General features: G+C 43.0%; 15 protein-coding genes. 1 reads left to right on the plus strand and 14 read right to left on the minus strand.

Annotation, left to right across the window (positions count from 1 at the left end; all coding sequences use genetic code 11):
• Nucleotides 1-181: 181 nt before the first annotated feature.
• From LCY76_RS14275 to gpr, 14 genes are all read right to left on the minus strand, one after another.
• Nucleotides 182-625, minus strand: coding sequence for a GatB/YqeY domain-containing protein (locus LCY76_RS14275; protein ID WP_248253178.1), 444 nt, complete (start codon nt 623-625; stop codon nt 182-184).
• 14 nt (nt 626-639) lie between these two features.
• The gene (gene rpsU / locus LCY76_RS14280) at nt 640-813 is read right to left on the minus strand and encodes a 30S ribosomal protein S21 (protein WP_007202240.1); all 174 of its coding nucleotides are present in this window, start codon (nt 811-813) and stop codon (nt 640-642) included.
• 115 nt (nt 814-928) lie between these two features.
• Nucleotides 929-1,594: a deoxyribose-phosphate aldolase gene (deoC, locus tag LCY76_RS14285; protein WP_248254685.1), complete on the minus strand. Its 666-nt coding sequence runs from the start codon at nt 1,592-1,594 to the stop codon at nt 929-931.
• A gap of 133 nt (nt 1,595-1,727) precedes the next feature.
• Nucleotides 1,728-3,080 carry a tRNA (N(6)-L-threonylcarbamoyladenosine(37)-C(2))-methylthiotransferase MtaB gene (mtaB, locus tag LCY76_RS14290; RefSeq protein ID WP_248253179.1) on the minus strand — a complete coding sequence of 451 codons (1,353 nt, stop codon included), beginning with the start codon at nt 3,078-3,080 and terminating at the stop codon, nt 1,728-1,730.
• Between the two features lie 5 nt (nt 3,081-3,085).
• Entirely contained in the window at nt 3,086-3,838 is a 753-nt protein-coding gene (locus tag LCY76_RS14295) for a 16S rRNA (uracil(1498)-N(3))-methyltransferase (RefSeq protein ID WP_248253180.1), read from the minus strand.
• A gap of 3 nt (nt 3,839-3,841) precedes the next feature.
• On the minus strand, nt 3,842-4,801 hold the full coding sequence (gene prmA / locus LCY76_RS14300) for a 50S ribosomal protein L11 methyltransferase (protein ID WP_248253181.1): 960 nt from the start codon (nt 4,799-4,801) through the stop codon (nt 3,842-3,844).
• A gap of 27 nt (nt 4,802-4,828) precedes the next feature.
• A complete protein-coding gene (dnaJ, locus tag LCY76_RS14305) occupies nt 4,829-5,953 on the minus strand; it encodes a molecular chaperone DnaJ (protein WP_053357826.1) in 1,125 nt (374 codons plus the stop codon).
• A 171-nt stretch (nt 5,954-6,124) separates the two neighbouring features.
• Nucleotides 6,125-7,954, minus strand: a complete 1,830-nt coding sequence (gene dnaK, locus LCY76_RS14310) for a molecular chaperone DnaK (protein ID WP_248253182.1) — start codon at nt 7,952-7,954, stop codon at nt 6,125-6,127.
• A 44-nt stretch (nt 7,955-7,998) separates the two neighbouring features.
• The gene (grpE, locus tag LCY76_RS14315; RefSeq protein WP_248253183.1) at nt 7,999-8,580 is read right to left on the minus strand and encodes a nucleotide exchange factor GrpE; all 582 of its coding nucleotides are present in this window, start codon (nt 8,578-8,580) and stop codon (nt 7,999-8,001) included.
• A 40-nt stretch (nt 8,581-8,620) separates the two neighbouring features.
• The gene (hrcA, locus tag LCY76_RS14320; protein ID WP_248253184.1) at nt 8,621-9,643 is read right to left on the minus strand and encodes a heat-inducible transcriptional repressor HrcA; all 1,023 of its coding nucleotides are present in this window, start codon (nt 9,641-9,643) and stop codon (nt 8,621-8,623) included.
• 89 nt (nt 9,644-9,732) lie between these two features.
• Nucleotides 9,733-10,872, minus strand: coding sequence for a radical SAM family heme chaperone HemW (gene hemW / locus LCY76_RS14325; RefSeq protein ID WP_248253185.1), 1,140 nt, complete (start codon nt 10,870-10,872; stop codon nt 9,733-9,735).
• An 87-nt stretch (nt 10,873-10,959) separates the two neighbouring features.
• Nucleotides 10,960-12,783, minus strand: coding sequence for a translation elongation factor 4 (lepA, locus tag LCY76_RS14330; RefSeq protein WP_248253186.1), 1,824 nt, complete (start codon nt 12,781-12,783; stop codon nt 10,960-10,962).
• A 163-nt stretch (nt 12,784-12,946) separates the two neighbouring features.
• Nucleotides 12,947-13,297, minus strand: a complete 351-nt coding sequence (locus tag LCY76_RS14335; protein ID WP_248253187.1) for a DUF3679 domain-containing protein — start codon at nt 13,295-13,297, stop codon at nt 12,947-12,949.
• 63 nt (nt 13,298-13,360) lie between these two features.
• A complete protein-coding gene (gene gpr, locus LCY76_RS14340) occupies nt 13,361-14,476 on the minus strand; it encodes a GPR endopeptidase (protein ID WP_248253188.1) in 1,116 nt (371 codons plus the stop codon).
• 153 nt (nt 14,477-14,629) lie between these two features.
• Between gpr and rpsT the strand changes: the two genes are divergently transcribed.
• Nucleotides 14,630-14,896 (plus strand): 30S ribosomal protein S20, encoded by a 267-nt coding sequence (gene rpsT / locus LCY76_RS14345; protein WP_053357818.1) that lies wholly within the window; start codon nt 14,630-14,632, stop codon nt 14,894-14,896.
• Nucleotides 14,897-15,053: the final 157 nt, after the last annotated feature.

Raw genomic sequence — 15,053 nt, forward strand, 5'->3', positions numbered from 1 at the left:
TTTACGCCCCCCTTTGTTCCCTCTTTTATGAATACGCTTGACGAGTGAAAAAGTTTCAAATATTGGAAAGAACATATTTATTTTACAGGCTGTACTTTTGGAAGACCAGCACTTCTCCAGCTTTTAACGCATGCAAAAAGACGCCCTCAAGGCTAAAAACCTTTCAGACGTCTGTTCGAGTTTAAGATAAATTTTGTTGGACGAGGCGATTGACAAGAGCACCATCGGCTTTGCCTTTAACTTTTGGCATTACCGCTCCCATCACTTTCCCCATATCTGCTTTAGATACAGCTCCAACTTGTTCAATTGCTGCCAAGACGATGTCTTTAACTTCTTCTTCACTTAACTGTTCCGGCATGTAATCCGTAATGATGACAATTTCGTCTTTCAACGCATCCGCCAAGTCATTACGGCCGGCTTTTTCAAATTCTTGGAGGGAGTCTTTTCTTTGTTTCATTTCACGTGCAAGAACAGTGAGCTCTTCTTCTTCATTCAGGTCGTGCCCGAGCTTGATTGACTCGTTTTGAAGAGATGCCTTCAACATACGAATCACAGAAAGCTTTTGCTTGTTTTTGTCCTTCATCGCTTGTTTCATATCCTGGTTTAATCGATTAAGAAGACTCATAACTTACACCTCTCTTAGAACTTGCGCTTTCTTGCTGCCTCAGCCTTCTTCTTACGTTTCACGCTTGGCTTTTCATAATGCTTGCGCTTTTTAACTTCTGCCAAAGTTCCATCTTTGGAAACGGATCTTTTAAAACGACGAAGAGCATCATCAATGGATTCGTTCTTGCGAACACGAGTTTCTGCCATTTTCTTTCCCTCCCTCCAGACCATTCCGGCATGAAAACCATGTCAGGAATGCGTCACATATCTTTTGCCATTATAATATACCAATCAGTAATGGTCAATAAGAAACCGCTTAGTTTTAATAATCAGAATTGGAATCTTCGCCTTTTACAATGGCAATCCCAGCACTTGCACCAATTCTTGATGCACCTGCTTCAACCATGGCCAGTGTGGTCTCTCTGTCGCGTACACCGCCTGAAGCTTTTACACCGATATTAGGACCGACGGTTTTGCGCATTAATTGAATATCTTCAGCTGTAGCCCCTGCAGAAGAAAAACCAGTCGAAGTCTTCACAAAATTAATTCCTGCTTTAACAGCAATTTCACACGCTTTAACTTTTTCTTCATCCGTAAGGAGCGATGTTTCGATAATTGCCTTAGTTAAGGCCTTTCCTTTCGCTGCTTCAACCACAGCCCGTACATCCCGCTCTACAAGATCATAATCCTGCCCTTTTAAAGCTCCAATATTGATGACCATGTCCACTTCGGTCGCACCATTTTCAATGGCATTCCGCGTTTCAAACGCCTTTACTTCCGGCGTGCTCGCACCAAGTGGAAAGCCGATCACTGTACAGACAGCTACATCTGATCCTTTAAGCTGTTCAAAGGCTGTGAACACCCAGGTTGGATTAACACAGACAGAGAAGAAATTATATTCTTTTGCTTCTGAACAAAGTTTCAGAATATCTTCCTTTGTTGTTTCAGGTTTTAATGCTGTGTGGTCAATTAATTTTGCAAGATCCATAGCAGACATTTTCTATCATCCCTTCAGCCATTAGTACATTCTTATATATTTTACCAAAACTTCTCTACAAATTCGAGATAGTTAGGATTAAACAAAAGAAAGCCCGGTTTCCCGGACTAAATAATTGTGGATTTTATAGGTTAACGATCTGTTTTGATGACTGGTCCTCTATCACTTTAACAAACTGTCCATCACTATATGGATAGCCTGCTCTTTCGATTTTTACCAGCACCTGTTTTCCGATCATTTCTTCATTCGCAGGGAATCTAACCTTCAAATAGTTAGGTGTATACCCTACATATAGGCCTGTACCGGCTTCTTCCTTGTACGCTTCTTCAGGGATTACTTCTACCACTTCCCCTTCGTAGCCGGATGCATACTCTTTTGCCAGCTGGTCAGAAAGCTCAATCAGCCGATGGACGCGTTCGTTCTTAATATCTTCAGGAATCTGATCATCCATTCTTGCCGCCGGAGTGCCTGTCCGTTTTGAATATGGAAAGACATGAAGTTCTGAAAATTTATGATCACGGATGAAATTGTACGTTTCCATAAATTCTTTTTCTGTTTCGCCTGGAAACCCAACAATAACATCTGATGTGATAGCCAGGCCTGGCAAAGCTTTTTTAAGCTTCGTGATCCGTTCTGCAAACAGTTCCATCGTATATTTTCTTCGCATTCTTTGCAGCACAGTATTAGAGCCTGACTGCAGTGGAATATGAAGGTGAGGGACGATCTTATCGGACCGATCCATTACTTCAATAACCTCATCAGTAATCTGGCTAGCTTCAATGGATGATATTCGAAGACGCTTCAATCCATCCACTTTTTCATCCAATTCAGAAAGAAGCATGGCAAAATTATAGTCCTTTAGATCTTCTCCATAGCCGGCAGTATGAATGCCTGTCAGGACGATTTCTTTATATCCTGCATCAACAAGCTGCTGCGCCTGATGGACGACTTCCTTTGAATCCCGGGAACGCAGAAGGCCACGAGCCCATGGAATAATGCAGAACGTACAGAAATTGTTGCACCCTTCCTGGATCTTGAGTGACGCACGGGTACGGTCAGTAAAGGACGGAACATCAAGCTCCTCATAGACGCGTGCTTTCATTATGTTGCTGACCCCGTTTATCGGAAGACGTTCTTCTTTATATTGAGCAATATACTGAAGCATTTTAGATCGATCCTGTGTTCCTACAACAATATCCACTCCAGGAATCGCCATAATTTCTGCAGGCGAAGTCTGGGCATAGCACCCTGTAACACAGATCACGGCGTCGGGATTTTTTCGGATCGCACGGCGGATGACCTGCCTGCTTTTTTTATCGCCTGTATTCGTAACAGTACATGTATTGATTACATAAACGTCAGCTGCCTGCTCGAACTCCTTGCGTTCGTAGCCATCACCTTGAAACAGCTGCCAGATCGCTTCTGTTTCATAATGGTTTACTTTACAGCCTAATGTATGAAAAGCCACTGATGGCATTTCAATCACCTCATTAATTCAAAATGGTAAGAAATTGCGGAAAGTATATAAGAGCTTGCCGTTTCCGTACGGAGTATCCTTGGTCCCAGCCCGCATGGGATAAAGCCGGCTTCTTTTAATTCATCAACTTCCTGCTCGCTCAAACCGCCCTCTGGACCGATGGCACACAGGATAGAAGCACCTGGAGCCATTTGGTTAAAAAGCTCAGAAAGACGCTTGGTCTCCCCTTTTTTAGCCTCTTCTTCATAGGCAACGATCTTATAGTCAAATTCCGCGGCTTGTTTTAATAAAGACTTAAAAGAAACAGGAGATAAAACATCTGGTATACGGCTTCGATGCGATTGCTCTGCAGCTTCTTTTGCAATCTTCTCCAGCCGCTGTGTTTTTTTCTGCCCTTTCTTTTCATCCCATTTAACAATACACCTCGAAGAAGAAAAAGGCAAAAAGGCCTTAGCACCCAGTTCTGTGCCTTTTTGGACGATGGTTTCAAGTTTGTCCCCTTTTGGAATTCCCTGGGCAATGGTAACCCGGATTGGACTCTCTTTACTCTCCTGAATGGACTCTATAATGCTGGTCTTTACGGTATCACGATCGATTTCCGTTATTTCGCAAAGCGCTACTCTGCCTTGATTATCAGAACAGATGACTTGGTCGCCGATTTCCATTCTCATCACCTTAGCAATATGGTTAGCGTCGTCTCCGATAATGGTCACGGAGGAATCATTCATCTCTGCAGATGAGACAAAGTATCTCTGCATAGGTTAAACCTCTTTCGCAAATGGCCCATCATTTCGTGCAATGATGGCTACCCAGTCTTCCATCTCTAAAATTTCAACAATTGAAAAACCGCAGCGTTTCAATTCTTCCTTCACATCATTCTTTTTCCCTTGAATGATGCCTGATGTAATAAATAAACCGCCTTTTTTAAGTACCCTTGCGGCATCTGGGACAAATCGCAAAATAATTTCCGCGAGCAGATTTCCTGCAATTAAATCAACAGGACCTTCAATTCCGTTCAACAGATTATTTTGTTTTACAGTAACAGAATCGGCTACTTTATTTAATTTTACATTAAGCCTGGCACTCGCAACTGCTACATCATCCAGATCATATGCCTGGACATGCTTTGCTCCCAAGTGGGCCGCAGCGATACTTAAAACCCCGGATCCTGTTCCAACATCAATGACTTCATCGTCTTTTTGCAGGTATTTCTCGATCGCCTGCAGACACATGACAGTCGTTGGATGGGTTCCGGTACCAAATGCCATCCCCGGATCTAGTTCGATGATGACTTCATCAGAGCTAACAGGCTTATAGTCTTCCCATGTCGGCGTAATGGTTATTTTTTCAGAGATCTTAACGGGCTTGTAATATTTCTTCCAAGCCGTTGCCCATTCCTCTTCATTTACTTCACTGATCGTAACCTTATTATGTCCAAGGTCAATATCATAGGTCATGAGATTATTGATAGCTACTTTAATCTCATCAACCGTTTCTCCGAGAAAGCTGGTCACAGGCAGATAGGCCTTAACAATAACTCCCTCATCAGGATAATCATTAGGATCGAGTTGATAGATTTCCCCATAAACGGATGCTCTCTCTTTAACTAAATCTTCCGGGTCCTCAATTACGACTCCGCTTGCACCTGCTTCGTGTAGAATGTTTGAGATTGGTTCAATCGCTTCCTGGGTAGTGTGAATGCTAATTTCTGACCATTTCAATTCTATCAACTCCATTCCTATGATCCTTTACTCGCCTTTAAAGGCTCTTTTCACTTTATCAAAAAATGATTCTTCATGTTCATCAGGCACATCGCCCCCGATTTCAGCAAAATCACGGAGCAGCTGTTTCTGTTTCTCAGATAATTTCGTAGGAGTCAAAACTTTTACCTGGATATGCTGGTCACCCTGGCCTCTTCCCCTTACGTTTTGAACTCCTTTGCCTCTTAGGCGGAAATGAGTTCCGGTCTGCGTTCCTGCTGGAATCTTAAGCTTGATCCGGCCATGCAGGGTAGGGACTTCAATTTCGTCACCTAATGCGGCCTGAGCATAGGTAATCGGCATTTCACAGAAAATGTCGTCTCCGTCCCTCTCAAAGAACTCGTGAGGAAGCACTCTGAAGACAACATAGAGGTCGCCGGCTGGACCGCCGTTCACTCCTGGTTCCCCATGCCCTGAAAGACGGATCTGCTGTCCATTGTCCACTCCCGCAGGAATCTTAACCTTGACTTTCTTTGTAGTCGTTACCTTCCCTTTTCCGTGGCAAGTTCCGCATTTTTCCTTTATAAGCTTGCCTGTACCGCTGCAATATTGGCACACACGTTTATTGACAATCCTGCCAAACGGTGTGTTTTGTTCAACATTCAGCTGGCCCGTTCCTTTACAATGGGTACAATTTTCCGGATGGGTACCCGGTTTAGCACCTGAACCGTGGCATGTTCCGCACGTTTCTTCTTTAGGAATTTCAATTTCTGTTTCTTTTCCGAAAACAGCTTCTTCAAATTTCAAGTTCATATTATACTGCAGATCGGATCCCTGGCGAGGAGCGTTTGGATTTCTTCTTCCACCGCCACCGCCGCCAAAGAACATATCAAATATGTCTCCAAAACCGCCGAAGTCGGCTCCAGCGCCTCCAAAGCCGCCGAAACCCTGGTTTGGATCGGTATGCCCGAATTGGTCATACTGCGCTTTTTTCTGTGGATCCTTTAATGTATCGTACGCTTCACGGACTTCTTTAAACTTTTCAGCTGCATCCGCTTCCTTGTTAACATCCGGATGGTATTGCTTCGTCATTTTCCGGTAAGCTTTTTTTATTTCATCGCTGGATGCGTTTTTATCCAGTCCGAGCACTTCATAGTAATCTCGTTTACTCATAAAAATCCCACTCCCGAATCTTCACATAAAAATTATCTTACCATTGTTCCATTTCTTTTTTCAAGAAAGATCTTTAAATATGTGAAGGGTTATTTATTCGACAAAACGGAAAAAAAGTCAAAGCCAAGATGCTCGCCTGACTTTGACTTTTTCCTCACTGAAAATCAGTTGTTATTTCTTTTCGTCGTCGTTCATTTCTTCGTATTCAGCATCGACTATATTGTCATCGGCTTTTTTCTCGCCTTGTTCTTGGCCTTGAGCTTGCTGGGCTTGTGCAGCCTGCTCATAAAGCTTGACAGAAAGCTGCTGAACGATCTCGTTCAAAGCGTCTTTCGCTGTTTTAATTGCTTCGATATCTTGGCCTTCAAGCGCTTTTTTAAGCTCTTCTTTCGCGTCATTTGCTTTTGTTACTTCAGCTTCTTCCACTTTTCCTTCAAGATCCTTCAATGTCTTGTCAGTAGCAAAGATCAGCTGATCAGCTTCGTTGCGAAGATCAATTTCTTCACGTTTCTTTTTATCTGCTTCAGCGTTTTCTTCCGCATCTTTTACCATTTTTTCGATCTCATCATCTGATAGGCCCGAAGAAGATTTAATCGTAATGGATTGTTCTTTGTTCGTTCCAAGGTCTTTGGCACGAACATTTACGATTCCGTTTGAATCGATATCAAAGGATACTTCGATTTGCGGAACTCCGCGCGGAGCTGGAGGAATATCTGTAAGCTGGAAGCGGCCCAATGTTTTATTGTGGGCAGCCATTTCACGCTCACCTTGCAGTACGTGAATGTCTACAGACGGCTGATTGTCTGCTGCTGTTGAGAACACTTGAGACTTCGTTGTAGGGATAGCCGTATTTCGGTCAATAAGCTTCGTAAATACGCCGCCAAGTGTTTCAATTCCTAGAGAAAGTGGAGTTACGTCAACAAGAACAACATCTTTAACGTCTCCTGTGATAACACCGCCTTGAATCGCTGCACCAAGTGCAACTACTTCATCAGGGTTAACCCCTTTAAACGGATCTTTACCAGTAAACTTCTTGATCGCTTCTTGTACAGCAGGAATACGTGTAGAACCACCCACTAAGATGACTTTGTCGATATCGTTTGGAGAGAATCCTGCATCATTTAGCGCCTGACGAGTTGGCCCCATCGTGCGTTCAACAAGGTCAGATGAAAGCTCCTCAAATTTCGCACGGCTCATGGAAACCTCTAAGTGTTTAGGTCCTGTAGCATCTGCTGTGATGAACGGAAGAGAAATTTGAGTTTGTGTAACCCCTGATAATTCCTTTTTCGCTTTTTCAGCAGAATCTTTTAAACGTTGAAGCGCCATTTTGTCTTGAGATAGATCAATGCCGTTCTCTTTTTTGAACTGATCAACAAGATAGTCGATAATGACTTGGTCAAAGTCGTCTCCGCCCAGTTCATTGTCACCAGATGTAGCAATTACATCGAAGTTTCCGTCGCCGATTTCAAGGATGGATACGTCAAATGTACCGCCGCCAAGGTCAAATACTAGAATTTTTTGGTCGCTGTCTTCTTCTAAACCATAAGCTAGTGCAGCTGCTGTAGGTTCGTTAATGATACGTTCAACTTGTAGGCCTGCAATCTGACCGGCATCTTTTGTTGCCTGGCGTTGTGCATCGTTGAAGTATGCTGGAACCGTGATAACGGCGCGCTCTACTTTTTCTCCAAGGTAGCTTTCAGCATCATTTTTCAATTTTTGAAGGATGATTGCAGAGATTTCTTGAGGAGTATACTCTTTTCCTTCTGCATCCACTTTATGGTTAGTTCCCATATGGCGTTTGATGGAGATGATTGTATTTGGGTTCGTGACAGCCTGACGCTTTGCAACTTCCCCTACTGAACGTTCGCCATCTTTAAAGGCGACAACTGAAGGAGTCGTACGGTTTCCTTCAGGATTAGGGATAACTGTTGCTTCTCCGCCTTCCATAACGGCAACACAAGAGTTTGTTGTACCTAAGTCAATTCCAATAATTTTGCTCATGTTACATACCCTCCACTTTTATATGTAATATTAAGAACTTAATATTACTGATTTACTTTAACCATTGCTGGACGAATGACACGATCCTTAAGTCTGTAGCCCTTTTGCAGGGTTTCAACAACGACATTGGATTCGTATTTTTCATCCTGGACTTGCATAACCGCCTGATGCAGGTTTGGATCAAACGCTGAGCCTTCGGAGTCGATCACTTCCAAGCCTTCACTCTTCATGGCCTCAAGCAGCTGGCGGTATACCATCTCCACCCCTTGAAGGACAGAAGCAGCTTGAGCGTCCTCAACCTTCACATCCAATGCTCTTTCGAAATTATCAAGAGCAGGCAGCAGCTGTGTCAAAAGGCTCTGTGATTTATATTTTAACTGAGCGGCGTTGTCTTCACGTGTACGCCGCTTAAAGTTTTCAAAGTCAGCCTGTACGCGGAGCAATCGGTTTTCAGTGTCAGCAAGATTGGTTTCAAGCTCTGAAATTCGTTGCTGCTCTTCAGTTGTCTCAGCCGTTTCCCCTTCATTGTCTGAAGGCTCAGAGCCGGCTGTTTGATCTGCTTCCACATACGTTTCAGCGTTTTCCGTCTGTTCAAATTCAGCAGTTTCCTTTTGTTTGTCTTCCATGTTGTCACCTCCCTAAAATAATCGGAGTTTATTGTTATTGTTAGAACCTCGCGTTAAATAAGTTCGTAAACTCTTTGCTGATCGTGTCAAGCAGACCGATTACGCGTTTATATTCCATTCGGGTAGGCCCGATCAAGGAAATCGTACCGATATGCTTGCCGTGAAACGAATAGGAAGCTTTGATCAGGCTGCAGTTTCTGACAGCTTCTACCTGATTTTCCTGTCCGATCGTTACGGTTATGCCATCATTATTCGCTGAAAGCAGCTGTTCAATGACCGCCTTTTCCTCCAGTGCGTCCAAAAGAATACGGACTTTTTCTATATCCCTGAATTCAGGCTGATACAGCATTTTGGTTTTACCGCCAAAAAATATCTTATCTTTGTTGCTCCATTTAAAGATATCATCAATAAACAGGGAAGCCTGCTGATGATTCATCAGATGCTTTCTGAAAACAACATTAAGTTCATCCTGGATTTTTTTGTGAAGTTCAGCGAGAGGCACCCCTGCCAGCTTCTCATTTAAGATATTGACCAGCTTCTCAATCTCTTCGGGCGCAATTCCTTCGGGCAGGATCACATGCCTGTTTTCAACATGTCCCGTACTTGTCACAAAGATAGCAACGGCCTGCTGGGATCCTAAAGGAATCAACTGAATGTGTTTTAATGTCGTTTCAATCGCTTCCGGTCCAAGAATGATTGATGTGTAGTTGGTAAGTTCAGAAAGAATTTTAGCAGATTGTTCAAAAATACGTTCGGTTTCTTCCAATTTCTCGTTGAATAGCGCCTGTATATTAAAAATATCCGCTGTCGAAAGAACCGTGGGGCTCAATAGGTGATCGACGTAAAAGCGATACCCTTTCTCGGACGGAATCCTGCCTGATGAAGTGTGAGTCTTTTCAAGGAATCCCAAATCCTCCAAGTCCGCCAGCTCATTCCGGATGGTCGCCGGGCTGAAATGGACATCTTCTCTTTTGGAAATGGTCCTTGATCCTACAGGTTCAACATGCTGGATGTAATCATCAATCAGCACTTGAAGTATAAAAAGCTGTCTTTCAGATAACATCCTTTCACCTCCGAGGCTGTTAGCACTCCGAAAGAGCGAGTGCTAAATCTAATATTAAATTACCAAAAGCAACTGAAGATTGTCAACGATTAAACCACACCGATAAATTCCTGAAACACTTCATTCCCTAAAAACGTTCCATCCTTCGTCAGTGATACCCTGTCTCCGGACTTTTTAAGCCACCCCTTTGCCAGCAGCTGTTCGATCTGCGGGCCAAATACATCATACATGGACTTTCCGTACCTTTGTTTAAATCGGGTATCAGATACACCATCCATTTTTCTCAATCCCATAAAAAGTTCTTCCTCCATTTTAGCTGATGGAGCCAGCGTTTCAGAATGAACATAAGGAAAGCCTGTCTCATCGATCAACGACATATATTTCTTCAAAGGCCCTGCATTGGCCACGCGTTTGCCATTTACATAGCTATGTGCACCGGCTCCTATGCCATAGTATTCGTTATTATCCCAGTATTGCAGATTATGCTTGCTTTCATAACCAGGTCTCGCAAAGTTTGAAATTTCATACTGGATATAGCCGTGCTTCTCCATCTGTTCCATAAGAACTTCATACATTTGTGCTTCTTCCTCCTGCTCAGGCAGCAGCAAGTCCCCTTTTACCGCACGATTGTAAAACACCGTCTTTTTTTCAAGCTGAAGGGAGTAGGCCGAGAAATGGGGGACGTTTAGAGAAAATGCAATTTCGAGCGTTTCTTTTAGCATATCAACGGTTTGATGGGGCAGTCCGAACATAATATCCAGAGAAATATTCTCGATGCCAACAGCTTTTGCTTCTAAGACTGTTCGAATAACGTCCTTTTTCACATGGGTCCGTCCAAGTTCTTTTAAAAGCTGTTCCTGAAAGGCCTGCACACCAATGCTCAGCCTGTTCACTCCAAAGGCCTTCATGATCTCCAATTTCTTTCGATCAGTTTGTTCCGGATTAGCTTCTACGGTGAATTCATCGAGTTTGTCAGAAGAAAAGTGTCGGTTCACCATTTTAAGAAACATTTCAAATTGTTCATAATCGAGTGCAGTGGGCGTGCCTCCGCCAACAAAGATGGTTTTTATCCTGGAATATGGGGTTTGTCTAACCGTGTTGATCATTTCTTTTTCCATATAGGTTAAATATTCGTTAACGGGCTGCCCTTTTAAGAACACCTTGTTAAAATCGCAATAATGGCAAATGTTCACACAGAACGGGATATGAAAATAAGCCGCTTCTGGCATGTGATCCCTGCTTTCGTGTCTAAAATTTGTGAAAGACCGCAAAAATATGCGGTCTCGTCCTGTTGCTTATTTTATTTCGTTGTGGAATTAATCGTTGTCCATTCGCAGTACCGCCATGAAGGCTTCCTGCGGCACCTCGACTCGTCCAATGGTTTTCATGCGCTTCTTACCTTCTTTTTGCTTTTCAAGCAATTTTCTTTTACGGGAAATATCTCCGCCGTAACACTTGGCAAGAACGTTTTTACGAAGTGCTTTAATATTGGACCTTGCAATGATCTTTTGTCCGATTGAGGCTTGAATAGGTACCTCAAACTGCTGGCGAGGAATCAGTTCTTTAAGCTTTTCAACGACTACTTTTCCGCGTTCATAAGCAAAATCTTTATGAACGATGACAGAAAGAGCATCGATTTTTTCTCCATTTAACAATATATCCATCTTAACCAGTTTGGAAGGCTTGTAACCGATCAACTCATAATCAAGTGACGCATAGCCTTTCGTGCTCGATTTCAGCTGGTCAAAGAAATCATAGACAATTTCCGAGAGAGGGATTTCGTAAAGCACGTTTACCCGGTTATTTTCCAGGTAATCCATCGTCTGGAAAATCCCGCGTTTTTTCTGGCAGATTTCCATGATGGTCCCTACATAATCATTCGGTGTCATAATCGTCGCTTTTACATAAGGTTCTTCTACTTTTTGCAGGAGCTGTGCTTCCGGCATGTTGGCCGGGTTATCAACGATCATCTCTTCACCGTCAGTTAACAAAACATTGTAAATTACACTTGGTGCTGTTGCAATGAGGTCAATGTTAAATTCACGCTCGATCCTCTCCTGAATAATCTCCATGTGAAGCAGCCCCAAGAATCCGCAGCGATAGCCGAACCCGAGTGCTTGAGAGGTTTCAGGTTCATATTGAAGAGCAGAATCATTTAAAACAAGCCGTTCCAATGCCTCGCGCAAATCATTATATTTTGCGTTATCAACTGGATATAATCCGCAATATACCATCGGGTTCATTTTTCGGTATCCAGGCAGCGGTTCGCTGGCTGGTTTGACAGCACTCGTAATGGTATCCCCGACTTGAGTATCGCCTACATTTTTAATGGCAGCAGTCAAATAGCCTACGTCTCCGACTGTTAAGAAATCCTTGTTGACAGCTTTTGGCGTGAACACACCGAGTTCCACTACCTCAAATTCTTTCTGTGTCGCCATCATTTTGATTTTATCGCCGATTTTAACCGTGCCTTCGGTTACACGGATATACGTTACTACTCCACGGTATGGATCATAAAGCGAGTCGAAAATAAGAGCTTGAAGCGGGCCGTCCGGATCCCCAGATGGAGCCGGCACCTTTTCGACAATCTGTTCCAGTATTTCTTCAATCCCGATCCCCGCTTTCGCCGAAGCTAAAACAGCCTCGGAAGCATCGAGCCCGATGATGTCTTCAACCTCCTGCCTCACTCTTTCCGGTTCAGCACTCGGAAGGTCGATCTTATTAATGACTGGGAGGATTTCCAGATCATTCTCTAATGCAAGATAAACATTAGCAAGGGTTTGGGCTTCGATTCCCTGGGCAGCGTCAACAATCAGAAGCGCCCCTTCACAGGCTGCAAGGCTTCTCGATACTTCATACGTGAAGTCAACATGTCCTGGAGTATCAATCAGGTGAAATGTATACACTTCTCCATCTTTAGCTTTGTAGTTTAACTGAACAGCATTCAGCTTTATGGTTATCCCCCGTTCACGTTCAAGGTCCATGGAGTCCAGAAGCTGTTCTTTCATTTCTCTTTGAGTCAAGGCGCTAGTTTTCTCAAGGATCCGGTCAGCCAGCGTTGATTTTCCATGGTCGATATGAGCAATGATGGAAAAATTGCGAATCCTTGATTGCCTGTCCAGTTTTTGTTCTCGATTCATTCATTTCACTCCTACATTTTGCGCAAAGTACACTATTTTAGATTATAGCAATACAAAGACCGTTGTTCAATGCTGAACCAAATGAAAAGTGGAGACGCCTTGAAATGTTCCACTGGATAACAAACATGAAAAAACAGTTATTTTTCTTAAATGAAAATAACTGTCAGCTTAATGATCCAAATATCTGTGAAAGTATTGCGGAGATAAGACCGATGACCGCTTGAAAAAGAGATGAAATGAGAACAGACACTTTCTCACCCAGCGAAGAAAAGAAGTTAAAGGCTTTAGACTCTTCTAATTGTTTCTGTTTCGCCGTTAAATCTTTAGCATCTATTGGAGCTCCCAGTACTTCAGCATCAGTATGACCTTTGCTTTCCTTTATCACCAAAGCTTTACCTGTGTCCGTATTGCCTTTTAAATGATTCATCCCTACTGAGGCCCTCTGCATTCCAAGCAGGACACCGAAAAACAAAACAGCCGTGATCAGAAAACACTTCAGCATAAATTTACCCACAGGACCCACCCCGTTTACCATTGGTTTCTTTACATCCTATGAAACAGCTTGTCCTTTTATGTGTCAGTGCGTATAGGAAGAACTGTTGGATTGGTCAACCTGCCTGTGAAGCGCTGTGTTCAATCCTACGGCAAGAACATTTGCCATGTCCTCTATAAATGTATCCACCTCTTTTGGCGTTACCATGAGATTATGCCCGATTGGCGAGAGGACCTCCCGAATCAGCATTCTTTTTTCATCTTCATCAAGGGTTCCTACCATTCCCAGGAAGGATTGCCGTTCCGCTTCTGGTGGAAGATCGTCGTCTTTCAGAATTTTCTTTTCCCCAAACGTCATCCATGTTGGTGCGAGAGACTTGGACGGCTTATCCTTTTCTTTGATCTCTCTGCCAAAATGCTTGAGGATATAATCAATGGCATCGCTCGTGATCGTAACTGCATCGACAACGGTAGGAATCCCGATCGCGATAACCGGGATACCCAGTGTGTCTTTGCTCAGCTCTTTTCTTTTGTTGCCGACACCAGACCCTGGATGAATTCCACTGTCAGAGATTTGGATAGTCGTGTTTACCCGCTCGAGCGATCTCGAAGCCAGAGCATCGATCGCGATCACAAAATCAGGATTAACTTTTCGAATGACGCCTTCAATAATATCGCTCGTTTCAATCCCTGTTATCCCCATAACTCCAGGCGAGATGGCACAGACCGGCCGGAACCCTTCTTCCACATTTTCAGGCGACAGAGCAAATAAATGTTTTGTGATCAATAAATTTTCCACTACGTTGGGCCCTAGAGAATCAGGTGTAACATTCCAGTTTCCAAGACCGACAACCAGGCACGTGTCATCATCCTGAATTCCAAGTTCATTAATAAAGTTTTTAAAGTCACGGGCAAAGACCTCCTGTACCCGTTCCTGAAGCTCCGAATCCTTTTCCCGAATTCCCTGCATCTCAAATGTTAAATATGTACCCGGTTTTTTCCCCGTAGCCTGTGCCCCATTTTCATCTATCTCTACCCTCGTATATTTAATTCCATCATGATCCCGTTCTTTAATAATGATGCCTTTAACAGAGCTCTCCTTTTCCTTCATCTTTTCTTCATTGACCAGCATTTCATGTGCTTCGATCGCTAAGTCTGTCCGAATGGAATAGTTGTTCCGATCCAAATCTTTGTTGTTCATTTTGGCACCGTCCTGTGATAGAGATATATTGTCTCTATTTTTGCCCTTAAAAAGCCATTTCATTCTTGTATTGCAATTGAAGAATTAAACTGATAAAATACTCTGTGTCCTATTTTTTTGCAATCCAGTTGCAATGTTAGGGAGGTGAATGGATTGGCTAATATTAAATCTGCTATTAAACGTGTAAAAACGAACGATAAGAACCGTGCTCATAATGCTTCTTTAAAGTCTGCTATGCGTACAGCTGTGAAAAACTTTGAAACTAAGGTCGCTAACAAAGATGCTGAAGGTGCTAAAGAAGCTTTCACAGTTGCTACTAAAAAAGTTGATAAAGCGGCAACTAAAGGACTTATCCATAAAAATGCAGCTTCCCGTCAGAAGTCTCGTCTTGCTAAAGCGTTAAACGGAATCAACGCATAATCACGGGAAATGACACGAAACGGCCTTACAGGTCGTTTTTTTTTCATGTCTTTTTTTTGAAAAGCGACTGTTAACAGATGCTTTTCAAAAAAAATGACATTCCATAATAATAAAAGATTCACCATGTTGACCGTGATGTTCCGGTTTAAAACGAAAT

It is taken from the genome of Fictibacillus marinisediminis, assembly GCF_023149135.1.
In the GTDB taxonomy this organism is placed as follows: Bacteria; Bacillota; Bacilli; order Bacillales; family Fictibacillaceae; genus Fictibacillus_C; species Fictibacillus_C marinisediminis.